At 45.3% G+C, this 17,374-nt stretch carries 15 protein-coding genes; 11 read left to right on the forward strand and 4 right to left on the reverse strand.

Features of this window, described 5'->3' with window-relative positions:
• Window positions 1-279 precede the first annotated feature (279 nt).
• Window positions 280-1,269, forward strand: coding sequence for a malate dehydrogenase (locus BTW00_RS09200; RefSeq protein WP_178379285.1), 990 nt, complete (start codon window positions 280-282; stop codon window positions 1,267-1,269).
• Window positions 1,270-1,556: 287 nt separating this feature from the next.
• Window positions 1,557-1,796, forward strand: a complete 240-nt coding sequence (locus BTW00_RS09205; protein WP_075107162.1) for a DUF2789 domain-containing protein — start codon at window positions 1,557-1,559, stop codon at window positions 1,794-1,796.
• A 187-nt stretch (window positions 1,797-1,983) separates the two neighbouring features.
• Here BTW00_RS09205 and ribF read toward each other — a convergent pair whose 3' ends face one another.
• Window positions 1,984-3,051 carry a riboflavin biosynthesis protein RibF gene (gene ribF / locus BTW00_RS09215; protein WP_075107163.1) on the reverse strand — a complete coding sequence of 356 codons (1,068 nt, stop codon included), beginning with the start codon at window positions 3,049-3,051 and terminating at the stop codon, window positions 1,984-1,986.
• A 245-nt stretch (window positions 3,052-3,296) separates the two neighbouring features.
• Between ribF and BTW00_RS09220 the strand changes: the two genes are divergently transcribed.
• Window positions 3,297-3,908 (forward strand): GNAT family N-acetyltransferase, encoded by a 612-nt coding sequence (locus tag BTW00_RS09220; RefSeq protein WP_075107164.1) that lies wholly within the window; start codon window positions 3,297-3,299, stop codon window positions 3,906-3,908.
• 11 nt (window positions 3,909-3,919) lie between these two features.
• Here the strand turns inward: BTW00_RS09220 and BTW00_RS09225 are convergent, their stop codons facing one another.
• From BTW00_RS09225 to ampD, 3 genes are all read right to left on the reverse strand, one after another.
• Window positions 3,920-4,534: a hypothetical protein gene (locus tag BTW00_RS09225; RefSeq protein WP_075107165.1), complete on the reverse strand. Its 615-nt coding sequence runs from the start codon at window positions 4,532-4,534 to the stop codon at window positions 3,920-3,922.
• A 129-nt stretch (window positions 4,535-4,663) separates the two neighbouring features.
• Entirely contained in the window at window positions 4,664-6,214 is a 1,551-nt protein-coding gene (gene murJ / locus BTW00_RS09230) for a murein biosynthesis integral membrane protein MurJ (protein WP_075107166.1), read from the reverse strand.
• A gap of 124 nt (window positions 6,215-6,338) precedes the next feature.
• Window positions 6,339-6,974 carry a 1,6-anhydro-N-acetylmuramyl-L-alanine amidase AmpD gene (gene ampD / locus BTW00_RS09235; protein ID WP_075107167.1) on the reverse strand — a complete coding sequence of 212 codons (636 nt, stop codon included), beginning with the start codon at window positions 6,972-6,974 and terminating at the stop codon, window positions 6,339-6,341.
• Between the two features lie 170 nt (window positions 6,975-7,144).
• Here ampD and BTW00_RS09240 point away from each other — a divergent pair, with 170 nt between their 5' ends.
• From BTW00_RS09240 to BTW00_RS09275, 8 genes are all read left to right on the forward strand, one after another.
• Window positions 7,145-9,301 (forward strand): DUF4105 domain-containing protein, encoded by a 2,157-nt coding sequence (locus BTW00_RS09240; RefSeq protein WP_143506579.1) that lies wholly within the window; start codon window positions 7,145-7,147, stop codon window positions 9,299-9,301.
• A gap of 60 nt (window positions 9,302-9,361) precedes the next feature.
• Window positions 9,362-10,201, forward strand: a complete 840-nt coding sequence (locus BTW00_RS09245) for an SDR family oxidoreductase (protein WP_075107168.1) — start codon at window positions 9,362-9,364, stop codon at window positions 10,199-10,201.
• Between the two features lie 102 nt (window positions 10,202-10,303).
• Complete coding sequence (locus tag BTW00_RS09250; RefSeq protein WP_075107169.1) at window positions 10,304-11,302, forward strand: hypothetical protein; 999 nt, start codon at window positions 10,304-10,306, stop codon at window positions 11,300-11,302.
• Between the two features lie 62 nt (window positions 11,303-11,364).
• Complete coding sequence (gene pyrE / locus BTW00_RS09255; protein ID WP_075107170.1) at window positions 11,365-12,081, forward strand: orotate phosphoribosyltransferase; 717 nt, start codon at window positions 11,365-11,367, stop codon at window positions 12,079-12,081.
• A gap of 85 nt (window positions 12,082-12,166) precedes the next feature.
• On the forward strand, window positions 12,167-13,138 hold the full coding sequence (gene gshB, locus BTW00_RS09260) for a glutathione synthase (protein ID WP_075107171.1): 972 nt from the start codon (window positions 12,167-12,169) through the stop codon (window positions 13,136-13,138).
• A gap of 277 nt (window positions 13,139-13,415) precedes the next feature.
• Window positions 13,416-14,501 (forward strand): undecaprenyldiphospho-muramoylpentapeptide beta-N-acetylglucosaminyltransferase, encoded by a 1,086-nt coding sequence (gene murG, locus BTW00_RS09265; RefSeq protein ID WP_075107172.1) that lies wholly within the window; start codon window positions 13,416-13,418, stop codon window positions 14,499-14,501.
• 86 nt (window positions 14,502-14,587) lie between these two features.
• Window positions 14,588-16,027 (forward strand): UDP-N-acetylmuramate--L-alanine ligase, encoded by a 1,440-nt coding sequence (gene murC / locus BTW00_RS09270; RefSeq protein WP_075107173.1) that lies wholly within the window; start codon window positions 14,588-14,590, stop codon window positions 16,025-16,027.
• 23 nt (window positions 16,028-16,050) lie between these two features.
• Complete coding sequence (locus BTW00_RS09275) at window positions 16,051-17,151, forward strand: D-alanine--D-alanine ligase (protein ID WP_371915066.1); 1,101 nt, start codon at window positions 16,051-16,053, stop codon at window positions 17,149-17,151.
• Window positions 17,152-17,374 lie beyond the last annotated feature (223 nt).

Here is a 17,374-nt window from a genome sequence, read left to right on the forward strand (position 1 = left end):
ATTTACTCGTCTCATAGCGATAAAACATACTATGGACCGTATCTAAAAATTATACAGCCCTTTATTTATAGGCTCTGAGCTTATAGATATTCTTTTCGTATAAAATGTAACAATATAGTCCCTGATGGGTCTATGACTGTATCTAGACGGTCGCTGTGATGAAGTGCTACACTAGCTCTCGGTTTATGTATGCTGCAATGCGGCAGACAAGTCGATATCTATAATGATAATCATCAATTAAAACTATGTATTATCCAATCATCAATTAGGGAGTATTCAATGTCAATGAAACAGCCTTTACGTGTTGCCGTCACTGGTGCCGCTGGTAATATCAGCTACGCGATGCTATTTCGTATTGCATCTGGCGAGATGCTAGGTAAAGATCAGCCAGTTATTTTGCAATTGCTTGAAATCACACCAGCGCTTGATGCCCTAAAGGGTGTGGTCATGGAACTAGAAGACTGCGCATTCCCATTGCTTGCTGGTATTGTCCAAACTGATGATGCAAATGTGGCATTCAAAGATGCTGACTACGCGTTACTCGTCGGTGCCCGTCCACGTGGCCCAGGTATGGAGCGTAAGGACTTACTAGAAGCCAACGCTGCGATTTTCTCAGCACAAGGCAAAGCATTAAACGAAGTCGCTAGCCGTGATGTAAAAGTATTGGTCGTCGGTAACCCTGCCAACACCAACGCGCTAATCGCTCAGCGTAACGCACCAGATCTTGATCCACGTAACTTTACTGCCATGACTCGCCTAGATCACAACCGTGCGATGGCACAGCTGGCCGAAAAAACTGATAGCACTGTCAATGACATCAAAAACATGACCATCTGGGGCAACCATTCATCGACCCAGTATCCAGACCTAACGGCTGCGACTGTCAATGGCAAACCAGCGCTAGAGTTGGTTGATCGTGATTGGTACGAAAACACGTACATCCCAGAAGTACAACAGCGCGGCGCGGCTATCATTAAAGCTCGTGGCGCCTCGTCTGCAGCTTCTGCTGCCAACGCTGCTATCGCGCATATGCGCACGTGGGCACTCGGTACTGACGAGAACGATTGGGTCTCTATGGGTGTTTACTCAAATGGGGAATATGGTATCGCTGAAGGCCTTATCTACTCATTCCCATGCACGTGCAAAAACGGCGACTGGTCTATCGTAGACGGCGTTGATGTGTCATCAGAATTCTCAAAAGAGAAAATGGCCGCCACTGAGCAAGAGCTGAGCGAAGAGCGTGATGCAGTAGCACACCTACTACCATAAGCTAAGCAGTTATATAGCTGTCTTAACTTAAGTAATGAGTGAAAAAGAAAAGCCCTCTTAATATAGGAGGGCTTTTTTATGTCTATAAGTTTTTTTATCCAAAAGATATGATGAAATAAAAAGTAATCTATCGCATCTTTTGAAATGGCAATATCTGTTTGCTGTCTATACAATTGATAACGTTAGATAAACGTTGATTAACAGCTATTAGCACAAAGCTTGCTACAATAAATGGGTTAATTTGAATAATAAGCACAATTACCACTACACCATTTAAGGAGAAAAGTATGTTGGGTGAGCCAGAATATAATATGAATGAGCTATTTGCTCAGTTAGGTCTAGATAGCTCTGATGAAGCGATTGATAAGTTTATCGCAGACAACCAGTTATCAAGTGAAGAGAAATTGGTAGAAGCTGATTTCTGGACCGATAGCCAGCGTATGTTCTTGCAAGAAGAATGGCAAAAAGATGCAGCATGGGTAGAGACGATTGATGAGTTAAATGTACGAATGCATCCTGATGCCTAAAAGCTGATATAAAAAACCTAATATAGTGAACCGACCCCCATAAGTTGGACACAACTTACGGGGGTATTTTTATGCGTTACAATCTAGACTTTAAGATCAAAGTCATCGCATACTATCGTCAAGGACATACCGGAATCGCAACAGCAAAGAAGTTTGGACTTGATAAAATGTAAGATACGTCTGACTGCTAAACTTGGTTATCACGCCATTCTAGTAGGTCAGTGACATCTTGATGAATACCCGCTTTCAAGGCGTCCAAACCATCGTAGCGACGCTCACCATGCAAAAAGTGCAAGAAGCGCACTTCTAGATTCAATCCGTACAAATCTGCTTTTAGTTTGGGAAAGTGTACTTCCAATCGCCAGTCATCACCTTTATCAACAGAGGGTCTTTTGCCAATGTTAGCGGTACCGAACAAACTATGTGGACGCAAACCTGCGACGCCTATATTGTTATCAGTAGCCAGCTTTATTAAGCCATCAGGTATGACCTCTCCATTCTCATCTAAGCTGACGACATCAACGGCAAAAATACCGTGCAAAACGGGTTTTATTCGCTGCAAATCAATATTGGCAGTAGGAAAGTCCATAGTGCGACCAATTTGATCGCCACGGACGACCGACCCCGTAATGGCGTAGTCGCGGTCCAGCAGTATATTGGCAGCATGAATATCACCTGCCAATAGCAAGTCACGGATGCGAGTAGAGCTAATACGTGCAGCCTCATTATTGAAATCATTCAAGTGGTCGTTGTCAATATTGCTATCAGTGATGGTATGTAGGTTAGTCACATCCAAACCATAGTCGCGCAAAAACTGACTATCGCCAGTACGATCATGACCGAAGCGGAAGTCGTCACCTAGTACCAGCGCTTTTACATTTAAGCGCTTGGCTAATATATCGGCAAAGGCTTGTGCTGATAATGAGCGAAAGTCCTCATCAAAACCTGCCACCACTAAGGTTTTAACCCCATGTTGTGCTAGGAGTGCCTGCTTTTCTGCTAGATTGGTCAAACGCGCAGGGGCTTTAGCTGGCTCAAAAAACTCACGTGGTTGTGGCTCAAATATCATGACCGCAGCGTCCAAGTTTTGGGTATGCGCAATATCACGAACTTGTGCCAGCATTGCCTGATGACCAAGGTGTACGCCATCAAAATTGCCAATAGTGAGCACACAAGGCGCTAACTCTACTGGGTCATTAGTAGTAGACGCGGCATTTGATGATGCAATCAGTTGCTCAAGAAAATAGGTTTTCATAAGTTTTCAGCTATGATGAGACCAGATAAAAAACGAAAAAACACATCTATGGTCAAAATTGATGTGTCGAAAATTAGCCATTATAAAGTAAAATAGCCACACTAACATCCTATAGTCTACGGATAATGCAAGTATGAATGACGCTCTATGAATTTCATGGTTTGTACATACGTCTATTATCAGTATGACGATTTTTTACTATCATCATGAATACCAATAATAATGCCAATCAATATGGAGACTCTATGTCCGATGTTGCCTTAAATGTCATAGCAACTGCCCCGTTGACACATCAGCTGACCCAGCAGTTTATGGTACAACGTGCCAGTAAAGAAGACTTGGCAGAAGTCTTGGCGATTTATAACCAAAGTATTCCTGGCAAACAAGCAACGGCAAATTTGGCATTAGTAACGCTCGAAGAACGTACAGCTTGGTTCGATGAGCATTTAGATAGTCCAACGAGGCCTATTTATGTAGTCAAAGCATTACTAGAAGGTGATGCCGATAGACAGAGTACAAAACTGCCGATTGTTGCATGGGGCAGTTTCAGTGATTTATATGCGCGTACCGCTTATCATATCAGCACTGAAATCAGCATCTATCTGAACCAAGATTATCAGAGTAAAGGGTTGGGCAGTCTGTTGACACGCTGGATGTTGAAGCAAGCGCCCAGTTTAGGAATCAGAAATATCGTTGCCCTTATTTTTGCCCACAATCAGCCAAGTTTGGGACTGTTCCGTAAACTTGGCTTTGAGCAGTGGGGATATATGCCAAAAGTTTGTGATATGGACGGGTTTATCGCTGATGTTGTGATGCTTGGTAAAGCCGTGGCATCGGACAACATTGCAGATAATTAGAGCAAAATGCCTTAACCCAAAATTTTCCATTGGCCGTCGTTTTTCTGTAGTTGATAGGTCAATGGTGCAGGGTCGCTTTGTCCTTTGAGCATCAACTCGCCCGTAATAGTAGCGCGCGTTTTGTCATCATTGTACGTTGTGTCAGTAATCGTCACGCCATCGACCGTTTGTTGAAACGCCGATTGAGTGTTGGCAAGCTCTTGCTCAAAGTTTGCCATATCTACTTGATAGTAGCCTGCCGCATCCTTCACATCACCATAATACAAGCTATTTAGTGCTTTTTTGACCGTGTCCTCTGGTGTGCCAGCTTGGGTCGGATTGGTCACTAGGCTTTTTTGGTTAATCGGAGCGGTGACTGTATTGATATTGTCATTATCAACGGTCGTTTTGTTCTCAGTATCATCTGTGACTTGAGTCGTTTCGCTTGTGCTATCTGCTGTCTCTTTTTGCTCAGCTGTGTCTTCTTCTGAAGTATCAACGACAGCTGCAACCTCTTCATTGTTGGTAGCAGTTTCAGTGTCTGCAGACTCATTGTTGCTGCAACCGCTCAGCAGTAGTCCAGTACCGAGTACACCTGTTGCAAGGAGAAGCGGTAAGCGCTGAAAGAGTGGCTGTTTCGTTGTCATATCAAACCTCAAATGTCAGTTATTCATTAATAGGTCATTATGACAACGATTGGTGGCAAGCATTGTCAATTCTGATGATAGGCTTGTTTTGGTTTCGTAAGCTAAGCTCATGCCTATATCTACGTTGGCTTATCCGTGTTTGAGCTGGCGAGGACGGAAACCTGTCGCTAGCAATACCACGCCATAGACGAGCGCTCCGGCGACACACATAATCACGAGTGCGATGATGCGTTGCCACTGGGCTTCATCAGTAGGGAAGTAGGGTAACATGAGATAAAGTACGCCGATCATGGAGCCAGTCGAAATGGCAAACTGTGTGAATAGTTTGCTCCAATGGGGGCCAAAACGGAAAATATCGCGCTTGTGTAAGAAGTAATAGAGCAAGCCTGCGTTTACGAACGCTGCGCCCGTCGTTGCCAAGGCTAGGCCACCATGTAATGGCATTTCTAAGAAATAGAATATCCCAATAAAGATGACACTAAATACCATGTTGGCAATAACAGAAATGATGCCGATTTTGACAGGTGTTCTGGTGTCTTGACGCGCAAAAAATGCAGGGGCAAAGATCTTGATCAGCATGAATCCTAAGATACCACCTGCCATACTACGTAATGCCAGTGCACTCATCTGCGCATCGCGTAAGGTAAACTCACCACGTAAGAACAGGGCTTGCATCAGCACATCTGCGAGTACAAAGAGCGCAGCCGAGGCAGGCACACCGACCAAAATGATAAGGCGCGCGGCCCAGTCGATGGTCTTTTTGAAACTAACATCGTCTTTTTGCGCTTCACTTTTTGACAGACTTGGTAATATGACCGTACCAATCGCTACACCAATCAGCCCTAGTGGTAGCTCGCTCATACGCTCAGCCGCGTAGAGCCAAGACACCGAACCTCCAATCATCAATGAGGCAAAAACGGTGTTCAGCAATAAGTTAATCTGAGTGACAGACACACCAAAGATAGCCGGCAGCATTAATTTTAGAATGCGGCGAACGCCCTCGTGCTGAAAGTCAATCTTGGGCGCGACTAGTAGTTTTTGTTGCCATAGCTGAGGCAGTTGTATTAAGAATTGCAATAGTCCTGCGATCGCCACGGAATAGCCAAGCGCCATAATAGGCGTATCAAACATCGGCGCAAAAATCAGCGCACCACCAATCATACATAAATTCAATAGGACTGGGGCAAAAGCGGGCGCAGCAAAACGGCCATAACTTTGCAAAATACCACTGGCAAAAGCCGTCATAGAAATAAACAGCAAATAAGGGAAGGTAAGGCGGAGTAATTCAGCGGTAATGGCAAACTTATCAGGTTGATCGGCAAACCCAGGGGCAAATAACGTCACTACCCAAGGCGCGATTAAGATGACAACCACTGTCAGCATCGACAACACCAGCAAGAGTGCGCCTGAGGTGCGACTGACTAATATCTGTACCTGCTGTAAGCTGTATTTTTCTTTGTACTCAGACAGCACAGGAACGAATGCTTGGCTAAACGCCCCTTCGGCAAACAGTCGTCGCAAAAAATTTGGGATTTTGAAGGCGACCAAAAAGGCGTCCATCAAACCGCCAGCCCCAAAAACCCCTAGCAACACGACATCACGTACCAAACCTAAAATACGCGATAACATGGTCATGCTACTGACCACCATGGTGGAACGAAATAACCGACTTTTTGCCATGAGAACCTATCTTGCTAAGTTGTGTACAGGGTTGTATAAGAGGTGGTGTGCTGATTTGCTGTTGCAAAAAAACTGACGAATTATAGCACTTTCATCACTGAGATAAATGGATTGGATGTGGAAATCATTTTTGCAGTGATAAAGAGTTATTTCGTAATAACCCTGCAACTAGCTCCCGCAACCTTGTCCATTCAAAATAATCACCAGGATCGGTCTTACGCCCTGGCGCAATATCACTATGCCCTGTCAAATGTCGGCGTGTTTTCGGGTACGCTTCATAAATAGCCGCAATTACCGCTGCGAGCTTCTCATATTGAGCGGAAGTGAAGGACACAAAATCTGACCCTTCAAGCTCAATGCCAATGCTATAATCGTTACATTCGGGTCGGCCCAAATAGCTAGATCGCCCAGCATGCCAAGCGCGTTCGTCAAAATTGACAAACTGCGTGATAGCGCCGTCACGTTCGATAAACAAGTGCGCTGACACTTCTGCGCCTTTGATCGTCTGAAAGTAAGGATGCGCATTCCAGTCTAATTGATTGGTGAATAATGCCTTTACGTAATGTGTGCCACTCGTATCGCATGCACCAAACTCATTGGGTGGTAGGCTAATATTATGAATAATAATGGCATCGATACTGACACCTTTTGGTCTGATATTATAGTTGGGTGAGGCCAGCCAAGTAGCGGCTGATAGCAGACCGTCTGTGATTGTCATTGGCAATGTAGATAATGATGAATTTGAGGATGAAGCGGGCATAAAGCTCTCTTTTTATAATAGTATTGGTGATGTTGTGATAAAAAGTTTATCAAAGTAGCTAGGGCGTGTCCCTAAATAGTCACAGCCTATTTATGTCATTTGAGTCTCTAGCATAGTAAACCTTAACAGCGCGAATAGCGTATAAATAATAACGTGTGAGAGCCTGCTTCATGTCTATAAAACTGATGTCTACGTCTGGAACTTATACTCTAATAACCATTGGTCAGCGAGCGCGACTGCCATTGGCGATAGCGGCGCTATTATTCTCTGCAAACACGCAGGCATTTTTACCGACACCTTTATTGGTCACTGAAGGTGCGCTCTCATCTGAATTGCCAGAGAGTATGTCACCTAGTGACTCTGAAACTACTGTTCGCATTGAGACATCTAATCTCAGTGATACTGGAGACAATACTCAAAATAATACTGCGTCTGGGTCAGATATGACGACAGAGCAGTTACTGGCAACATGGCGTCGACAGGCAAAAACCGACAATTTAGCACAGCATACAACATGGCGACGATTATTGTATTTTTACGATGACCAAAGCAGCATGTTTTCTAAAAAGAAAACGGAGAGTCTGGTCGATGATCCACGCTTTTTTTTGAGTGATAACGGTCAGCAGGATGCAGCCGCAGAATTAGATGCGACACTAGTCGCACTGGCAAAAGAATTCACATCGCAGACAACTGGTAATAACCAAGCAAACATTCATATAAAAACTCAAGCCAATAATAATTCCGTTCTGTGCCGTTTCCCAGCACGAGTAGCATGGCTAAAAGAAAAGTTAGCTATCGATGATGCGAGTCTGACAAATGAGTGTCCAGAGCTGGATGACTGGATGTCGACATTGGCGCCTGAGCAGTTATCTATTGTGTTTGCTGAGGAATATTTGGACAACCCACTCTCTGCCTTTGGTCATACGTTATTGCGCATTGATTCAAAATCGAGCGTAGCAGATCCCAATCAAATCAGTCAGGCGTATGCGCTCAATTATACGGTGGACGGTGATCCAGGCGATAGCTTTCCAATCTATGCGACCAAATCCATGATTGGCAGTTATGACAGCGCCATCGAGATTGATCCTTATCCCCAAAAGCTCGCAAAGTATCTACAAGACGATGAGCGTGATACGTGGACGTATCAGTTGAATCTGACATCTAGTGAAGTACAGCAGGTTATGCGGCATGTTTGGGAGACCAAAGCGCTAAAAATGCCATATTACTTCACCACGGATAATTGTGCTTCTGAGATTCTGCGCCTGATCGACGTTATTCGTCCGCAGCAAAGTCTATTGAAGCAACTGGCTTATGTGGTCGTGCCCTCTGATGTTATTCAGTTATTAAACAGCAAAAATCTTTTGGCAAATGCCACTTATACCCCAGCCGACAATACGTTGCGTCAAGCTCAGCTTAATGACGCTAAGCAACAACGCGCGCAGTTGGGCTATCATAACAGCGCCAAACAAACCTTAAATGAGATAAAATCGGCACAGCTTAATCCTGTATCAAGCCTATCAGATGATGGACAACGGTTACGCAAACGTCAAATCGAGGTATCGGATAATAATCCAATAGATAGGCATCCACTACAGTTGGGAGTGATAGCTATCGGTCAGCGCGGTGACAATGACTATATCGATATTGGGTTTAGAGCAGGATTTCATGATACGCTTGACCACGCGTCAGGGTATTCACAGTTTTTTAATTTAGAAGGGGTAGCTGCGACCTTACGTCTATATGACACAGATGATGATAAGCCCAATCAACCAGACAGCGTGGTCTTGCAAAATGCGACTTTGATTCGTGGACGCTCTTTTAATCCTATCAATGCTGGCAAAAAAGGCAAAACGTGGGGTGCAAGCATTGAGGCGACGCGAGTGAATGATGGCTCACAAGAGGGCGGGCGAGATCATCTGGTGGGTAGTGTGGGTTATGAGACGGGCTGGTCGTGGGCATTTGGTACGCCAAGCAGTGGTACGGGTCAGATGCCGCCGCAACTATGCTATACGTTTTTGGCCGGGACCGCGCAAGCAGGGCGCGGTATTAATAAAGGCTTTCGCGTAGGGGCAGGTGTCAATGCCGGCTGTCGTTATCAGATTAACAATCAGTTACGCGCGCAAGCTGAATTGCAATTGCTATATTGGTATCATGGCGGCAGCGATGAGTCCAACGTTCGTGGTCATTATTGGCAACCGATCTCAAGCCTCGGTTTACAATACGATATTGATAAAAAACAAGCACTACGTATCAATGCCAGCTATGACTGGCAAAAGCGTGTCGATACTAACGAGGATATACAGCTGTCATACAGACGGTATTTTTAAGTAGGATTATCTCTTAGCGCTGTAATCGTTGTATAAGTTGTATAAAAGGAAAGATGCTTTATGAATACACCAAATATACTCATTATCGGGCAAGGTGATATCGGCTTGCCTGTTACCAATAAGCTGGCACAAGACGGCTTTTCTGTGACAGGGCTGGCTCGTAGTGAGCGTGATCACTATGCATTAGTGAATAACGCCAATTTTTTGCAGGCTGATGCGCTGACTCTGACGACCGAGCAGCTGCAATCATTTACCCATATTGCGATTATCGTCACACCTGATGAGTATTCGACCAGCGGTTATCATGACAGCTACTTGGCGATTAGCCAACACTTGGCAACGCTTGCTCCGAATCTGGCGAACCTGCAGCGCGTCGTGTTTATTTCTTCTACTGGTGTTTACGGTCAAGATAATGGCGAATGGATCGATGAGCATACTGAACCTATGACGCCTGAGCGTGACGCATCAAAGGTAATATTGCAAGCCGAACAAGCACTGCAACAAAGCTTTGGTGACAAAGCCATTATAATTCGTCCTAGCGGCATTTATGGACGTGAGCGTCTTATGCGCGTGCGTAAAGCTCGCGAGCCACAAAAAGAGCCAGTACCAGCGGCGCATTGGAGCAATCGTATCATGGATCGCGACTTGGTCACTATCATCGCTAATGTATTGACTACAGACGCACCAAAGCCACTCTATCTTGCGACAGACTACAGACCTGTGACCACCCTTGAGCTTGGCGTTTGGTTGAGTGAACAAATCGGTGAAGCCGCGCCTATTATCGATGAAAAAAAGACGTCAGTGACAGGAAAGCGCTTGCACAGCAATATTCCGTTAGCTTGGCTTGAGTACGCTGACTGGCAAACAGGCTATCGTGATATTTTAGATCACCAAGAGTAAGCTTTTCAGCGTAAGTATTTAAGTATAAGCTCTTGAGCTTAAGATCGTCTCTTAGTTTGATCGTTTTTATTGGTTTTATATTTTATTGTGTATGGAGATTTCATGACCCAGCCTTCTACTTCTGATGACCGTTTGTCTCATGCTAGTCTGGCAGCAGAAGGTAGCAAGCTCACAAAAGGCGATGCTGGGCAGTCCTCTGTGCTAGCTGATTCACATCAACCTGCAATCGTACATCCTAATTTTGATCCCAAACGATCACCCCTTGATCCTGCTAGACCGCTGAGTGATATTCCTGAGCCTGCCCGCCGCTTAAACGGCCAGTTGCGCCGGCTTTATGGTCATTCGACGCGGTTTTATCAGCCTAATGCAGATAGCTTGTCAAAATGGTCGCTGATTGCTTCAGAACCCTTGGCGGAGCATTTATCGTTACTCAAGGCGGCGCAGCTCGTCGAGTTGCCTGATAGCTTTTATCAGAACCACAGTGATCAGCCCTTATTATCGGCATTATCAGAGATGACATTATTAGATATGTCAGATATCCAGCAGGCGATTCGTACCTATCCAAAACTCAACCGTTATGGGTTTGGTTCTGCTGACCGCGACGAGATGGCTGAGCCAAATAACAATAACGAAATTAACGAGTCTTCAGCCTCTCTGCGCGCATTGATCAAACGCTATAATCCTGATGAGCTGCTGAGTAGCCTGTATGCCGATGATTGGCAAGTGATTTTGCAACCGCAGCAATTTGAGACAGGCGAGGGCAGTTTGGCGACAGATATTATGGCATGCAGCGCCGCCGTCCATGCGCTAAAGCAATGCAGCACCCGCAAAAGTATCAATCATAGCTATAGTGCCGCGCAAATTTGCCAGCACGTACGTAGTTATTTGCTGAGTCAAATTGTCTGTGAGCCTACGCAGCGTCACGCATATCGTCAGATCCGGATATTTGCTGGTCACGTCATTGTTGCTGCGTATCATTTAGGCTGGGAGATACAAGTGCGAGCAGGTGGCCAGAGTTATTTTAATATCTCGTCACGTAGTAGTTTGTTGACTCGCTATGCCAATATGCAGGATTACGAGATCAACGGTTGGTCAAGCTGATCAATAATGCGTACAATAATGCAAATTTTTTCGCCCCTCTTTTTGCCGATAGGAATGTCATCATGTCTCACGTATCACGCCCGCAAGACCCAACGTTTTCATCTCATCAATTTATTCAACTGGCTTTAGATAACAAAGTACTTAAATTCGGCGAGTTTGTCCTCAAGTCTGGTCGTATCAGTCCATATTTTTTTAATGCCGGTCTACTTGCAACGGGTGAGATGCTATCACTGCTAGCACGCGGCTATGCGGATGCCTTGGCTGAACAAATGAATATGACAAATGATGTCACAGATGAGCAAGAGCTAGTCATCTTTGGTGCGGCCTATAAAGGCATACCTTTTGTGGCAGCAACCGCGCAAGCGTTATGGCTACATCATGGCATCAATGCCAAATGGGGTTACAATCGTAAAGAAGCCAAAACCCACGGTGAAGGGGGCAATTTGGTCGGCGCTGACGTAAGTGGAAAGGCTGTTTGGGTGCTTGACGATGTCATCACAGCAGGCACAGCGATGCGTGAAGTGGTCGAGATTTTAGAGCAAGCAGGAGCAAGCGTTGCGGGTATTATCGTCGCGCTTGATCGCAAAGAAAAAGGCCAAGCTGAGCACTCTGCTATTCAAGAGCTTGCTGCCACATTAGCAGTGCCAGTGCGTGCATTGGTTGATATTGACGATTTAATCAGTTATCTGGCAGATGACCATGGTGCACAAAACGGCCAACATAAAGACGCGACCCAGTTAGCCAAAATGCAACATTACCGTGAGCAGTACGGCGTATAGTTAGGCACTAAGCCTGTTTTATTAGACACTGAGCCTGTTTTATACCAATAATATAACGTAAGTGAGCCCTACTATGAGTCAAACAATGAGCCAACAAAACCAAGAAAAATCGCTAAAAATACTCGTCATTATGGATCCTATCGAGCGGGTCAATTATAAAAAAGACACCAGTCTTGCGATGATGTGGGCCGCTCAAGATCGCGGGCATCAGCTTGGCTACTGTCAGATTCATGACTTGTGGTTGGACCGTGGACAGTTAATGGTCGATACTCAGCCGCTTACGGTAAAGCGAGACCCTACAGACTTTTATACATTAGGGGATAAAGCGACAGGCTCAGTTTCTGACTATGACGTGATTTTGATGCGCAAAGACCCACCGTTTGATATGCGCTTTATTTATGCCACTTATATGTTAGATCATGCCAAAGCCGCAGGCGTGCTTGTGGTCAACGATCCGCAAGCCATACGTGATTGTAACGAAAAGCTATTTGCGACGTGGTTTAGTGAGTATATGAGTCCAACGATTGTGACCAGCAAACAGGCTCATATTCGTCAGTTTATCGCTGAGCATCAAGATGTCATCGTTAAGCCGCTAGATGGTATGGGCGGTACGGGTATCTTCCGTCTGACTGCGGATAGTCCAAACATTGGCGTGACGATTGAGGTGCTGACTGAGCTTGAGACTTTGCCAATCATGGCGCAGCGTTATTTGCCAGAGATTAAAGCAGGTGATAAACGCGTACTTATTGTAGATGGCGTTGTGGTCGACTATAGCTTAGCGCGTATCCCAAGCAAAGGCGAGACCCGTGGCAATCTTGCCGCAGGTGGTAGCGGTGTGGCGATGCCATTAACCGATATTGAGCGTCAAGTGGCAGAAGTTGTGGCGCCGATTGTCAAAGAAAAAGGTCTGATGTTCGTGGGTTTGGACTTGATCGGTGGGCGTATTACTGAGATTAATGTCACTAGTCCAACGTGCGTACGTGAGATTGATGATCAGTGCGGTACCGATATCGCGACCGACTTTATCATGGCAATCGAAAATAAATTTACGGTATAGTTTTAGACAGTCTAAGACAGATGTCCATTAAAGAAAGTACGTCTTAATACCTCGTTTATCATTGCCTTGTATGGTCGTGTGTCAGTAGTACATGACGCCAAGTCATGCCAGCTCATGGCTTGGTTTTTTTGTTATTTCTACTGCATAAAGTACTGTATATAAGACAATGATTTCCTCTATACTATGCGGGCTTTTACCGTGTCATTTTTTTAGTAAATGGCATCATAGTAGTAGGACAAATCCTTCATATAAGTCAAGTAAAGATAGGCAGATCTCCATGAAAACACCGCACATATTGATGATGGCAGCTGGGACGGGCGGACATGTTTTTCCCGCGCTTGCAGTGAGCGACGAGCTGACCGGTCGCGGTGCGGTTATTCATTGGCTTGGAACGCCAAATGGTATGGAAAATGGTTTGGTTGAACCGACGGGTTATCCTTTTCATGCCATCAATATGCAGGGGCTGCGCGGTAAGGGCGTGGGTCGTTTAGTTAAGCTGCCAGTAACGTTATTGTCAGCGACGATGGCTGCGGTGAAAGTGATTCGCAGCAATCAGATTGACGTGGTCGTTGGTTTTGGTGGCTATGTGAGTGCGCCTGGTGGACTTGCTGCACGTCTGACCAATACACCGCTGATTATCCATGAACAAAATGCCATCGCTGGCATGAGCAATCGTTATCTGTCTAAGCTGTCTACCAAAGTATTACAAGCATTCGAGAACACTTTTGCCAATAGTGAACAAGATGCCAAGCTTGAAACAGTTGGCAATCCTGTGCGTAACGCCATCACTGGTGTCGCAGAGCCAAAGGTGCGTTATGATATCAATGATGGCTTACCGCTTAAACTGCTGGTCGTGGGTGGCTCGCTTGGTGCTCAGGTATTGAATGAGACTGTGCCAAAAGCACTGGCTTTGCTAGACCAACCGTTTGAAGTCCTCCATCAATGCGGACGCAATAACGAAGCAGCCACTCAGGCGGCTTATAGTGAGCAAGATTTAAGCAAGCATCAGTTCACAGTGCAACCCTTTATCGATGATATGGCGGCGGCCTACAACTGGGCAGATATTATCGTTTGCCGCGCTGGTGCATTGACAGTGACTGAAATCCAAAATGTCGGTATTGCTGCTATTTTTGTACCGCTACCACATGCGGTTGATGATCATCAAACCGCCAATGCGCGCACATTGACCTCGCATGCTGCTGCGGTTTTATTGCCACAGTCAGAGCTAACGGCCAAACGTTTAAGCGATGAGCTTAGCGTACTCAATCGAGAGAAATGCCTTGAGATGGCCAAAAAAGGTCATGCGCTTGCCAATCGCAGTGCGAGTAAACAAGTGGCTGATATTATTTGGCAAGCCTTATAGTTTCGGCTTTTGCCACTCGTTATTTTTTACTGATCATATTTTACTGTCCTTCAATTTTTATTATCCCTTAATAAAGAGAAAATTTTATGTCTACCTCTGCTAAAGCCCTTCCTAAGCGTTTGATTGAAATACCAGAAATGCGCCGTATTCAGCATTTGCATTTTATTGGTATTGGTGGCTCAGGCATGTGCGGCATCGCTGAGGTAATGAACAATCAAGGCTATCAAGTCAGTGGTTCTGACATTGCAGAAAGCCTGGTGACGAAGCGTCTACAGCAGATTGGTATCAAAATATCGATTGGTCATGATTCCAAAAATATTGCCAACGCTGACGTGATCGTCGTGTCATCAGCGATTGATCGTAGCAATCCTGAGGTCAAAGCCGCGCTTGAAGCGCGCCTGCCAGTCGTACGCCGCGCCGATATGCTTGGAGAGTTGATGCGTTATCGCCATGGTATTGCCGTTGCTGGTGCTCATGGTAAAACGACGACGACCAGTTTGCTCACCACCATGATGGCAGAAGGGCAGCTAGATCCTACCTATGTGATTGGTGGTAAGCTAAATGCCTCAGGTAAAAATGCAGCACTAGGTAACAGCCGTTTCTTGGTAGCAGAAGCGGACGAGTCCGATGCGTCTTTTTTATCACTGCGCCCAATGGCAGCAATTGTGACCAACATCGATCAAGATCACATGGAAACCTATGGCAACAGCTTTGACAATTTAAAAGCTGCATACATTCAATTTTTACACAATATGCCGTTTTACGGCTTGGCCGTGGTATGCGGTGATGACCCTGAGCTGTATGCAATGATCGATGATATTGGTCGTCCAGTATTGACCTTTGGCCTTGAGCCATTTAATGACGTACAGGCTGTCGATCTGGTGGCAGAAGGTACCAAGACTCACTTTACTGTATTGCGCCGTGACCGTGAACCATTGCGTCTGACGTTGAACATTCCTGGTACACACAATGTCTACAACGCACTGGCTGCTATCACCATGGCAACGGATGAAGGTGTCGATGATGCCGCGATTGAGCGTGCTTTGCAGAAATTCGAAGGGGTAGGCCGCCGATTTGAGCAGCATGCCTCGGTCGATATCGATGATGGTAATGTCCTATTGATTGATGATTACGGTCATCATCCAAAAGAAGTTGACGCAACCATTAAAGCCGCTCGCCAAAGCTTTCCTGATCGCCGTTTAGTGATGTTATTTCAACCGCATCGTTATAGCCGTACCCGTGATTGCTATGATGATTTTGTCGAAGTGCTATCAAGTGTTGATGAGCTGCTACTATTGGATGTATATTCAGCAGGTGAAAGCCCGATTATAGGCGCTGATACCAAGTCATTAGCACGTAGTATCCGTCTGCGCGGTGAAGTTGAACCAACGATTATTGACAAAGACAACCTTGCCCCTGTGATGCAGCGTTTATTAAAAGCCAACGACATGCTTATCACGCAAGGCGCGGGTAATGTGGGGCAGATCGCTATTGATTTGGCTGCCAATAATCTTTACATCAAGTAAGCTAAAATTTAGGAACTATCTTCATGACGACTAATAATAAAGAAAACATGAGTACTCAGAACCTCACTATCGATGATACCGAAGATAAGTCAGCCATTACCAATCCAGAACCAGCATTGGCGGCGGCTGCACAAGCAGGACAAAGCGACGCGAGCATTTCACCAAATGAAAAAGAGAATAAAAAATCTATTAGTACGATGACTGGTCATGTAAAAGATGCCGCTCAGTTTGGTAAAGTCGCTGTGATTTATGGTGGTAGCAGCAATGAGCGCAGCGTGTCTTTGGATAGCGGTGCGGCTGTATTGCAGGCACTGCAAAACCAAGGTGTCGACGCCACTCATTTTGATCCTAAGCACCAAGACATCACAGAATTACGTGATTACGATCGCGTGTTTAATGTCTTGCACGGTCGTGGCGGCGAAGACGGTCTATTGCAAGGTGTATTACAGTGGTTTGATATACCGCAAACGGGATCTGGGATTTTGGCATCAGCATTAGGTATGGACAAAGTACGTACCAAACAACTATGGCAAGGTTGCGGCTTATCCACAGCACCGTTTTCATTATTGACGGCTGATACCGACTGGCAGCAAGTAGTTAACATGCTAGGGCTGCCACTTATTATTAAACCCGTTCATGAAGGCTCAAGTATTGGTATGACCAAGGTCAATCATCTGGATGAGCTACCTGCTGCCTATGCCACAGCAGTACAGTGTGGTGATGCCGTGATGGCTGAGCGCTGGATCACAGGTCGTGAGTTTACGATTGTGATTATCGATGACGAAGCTTATCCTGTCATTCGCCTTGAGCCTGCTGATATCACAAACTTCTATGACTTTGAAGCCAAGTACAATCGTAACGATACCAGCTACTATATTCCTTGCGGATTGAGCGCTGCTGATGAGAAGCATCTGCAAGAGTTAAGTCTTGCGGCATTCCGTGCAGTAGATGCAAAAGGCTGGGGACGTATCGATGCCATGCAAGATGAAACAGGGAATTTTTGGTTGCTTGAGATCAATACCGTGCCCGGTATGACCAGCCATAGTTTGGTACCAATGGCAGCCAAAGCTCGAGGCATGGATTTTGACACATTGTGCTGGCACATATTATCGCAGACAGTCTAATTTTTTAATGTGACGTTCATCATATTTATCACGATTTTTTAACAATGAGTCTGATGACAATCACTTTGAGTAAATGAGCTATGTTAAAACATGGGCAATCATAAATTATATAGAGATTTATAATTGCTCAGCTTTATCACTTTTGTAGCATGGCGAGTTTAGCCAAAAAAGCCGTTAATGTGTCACTAGAGCTGCTATAACACAGCTTCATGTAAACTTGTGT

It is taken from the genome of Psychrobacter sp. C 20.9, from assembly GCF_001921765.1.
In the GTDB taxonomy this organism is placed as follows: Bacteria; Pseudomonadota; Gammaproteobacteria; order Pseudomonadales; family Moraxellaceae; genus Psychrobacter; species Psychrobacter piscatorii_B.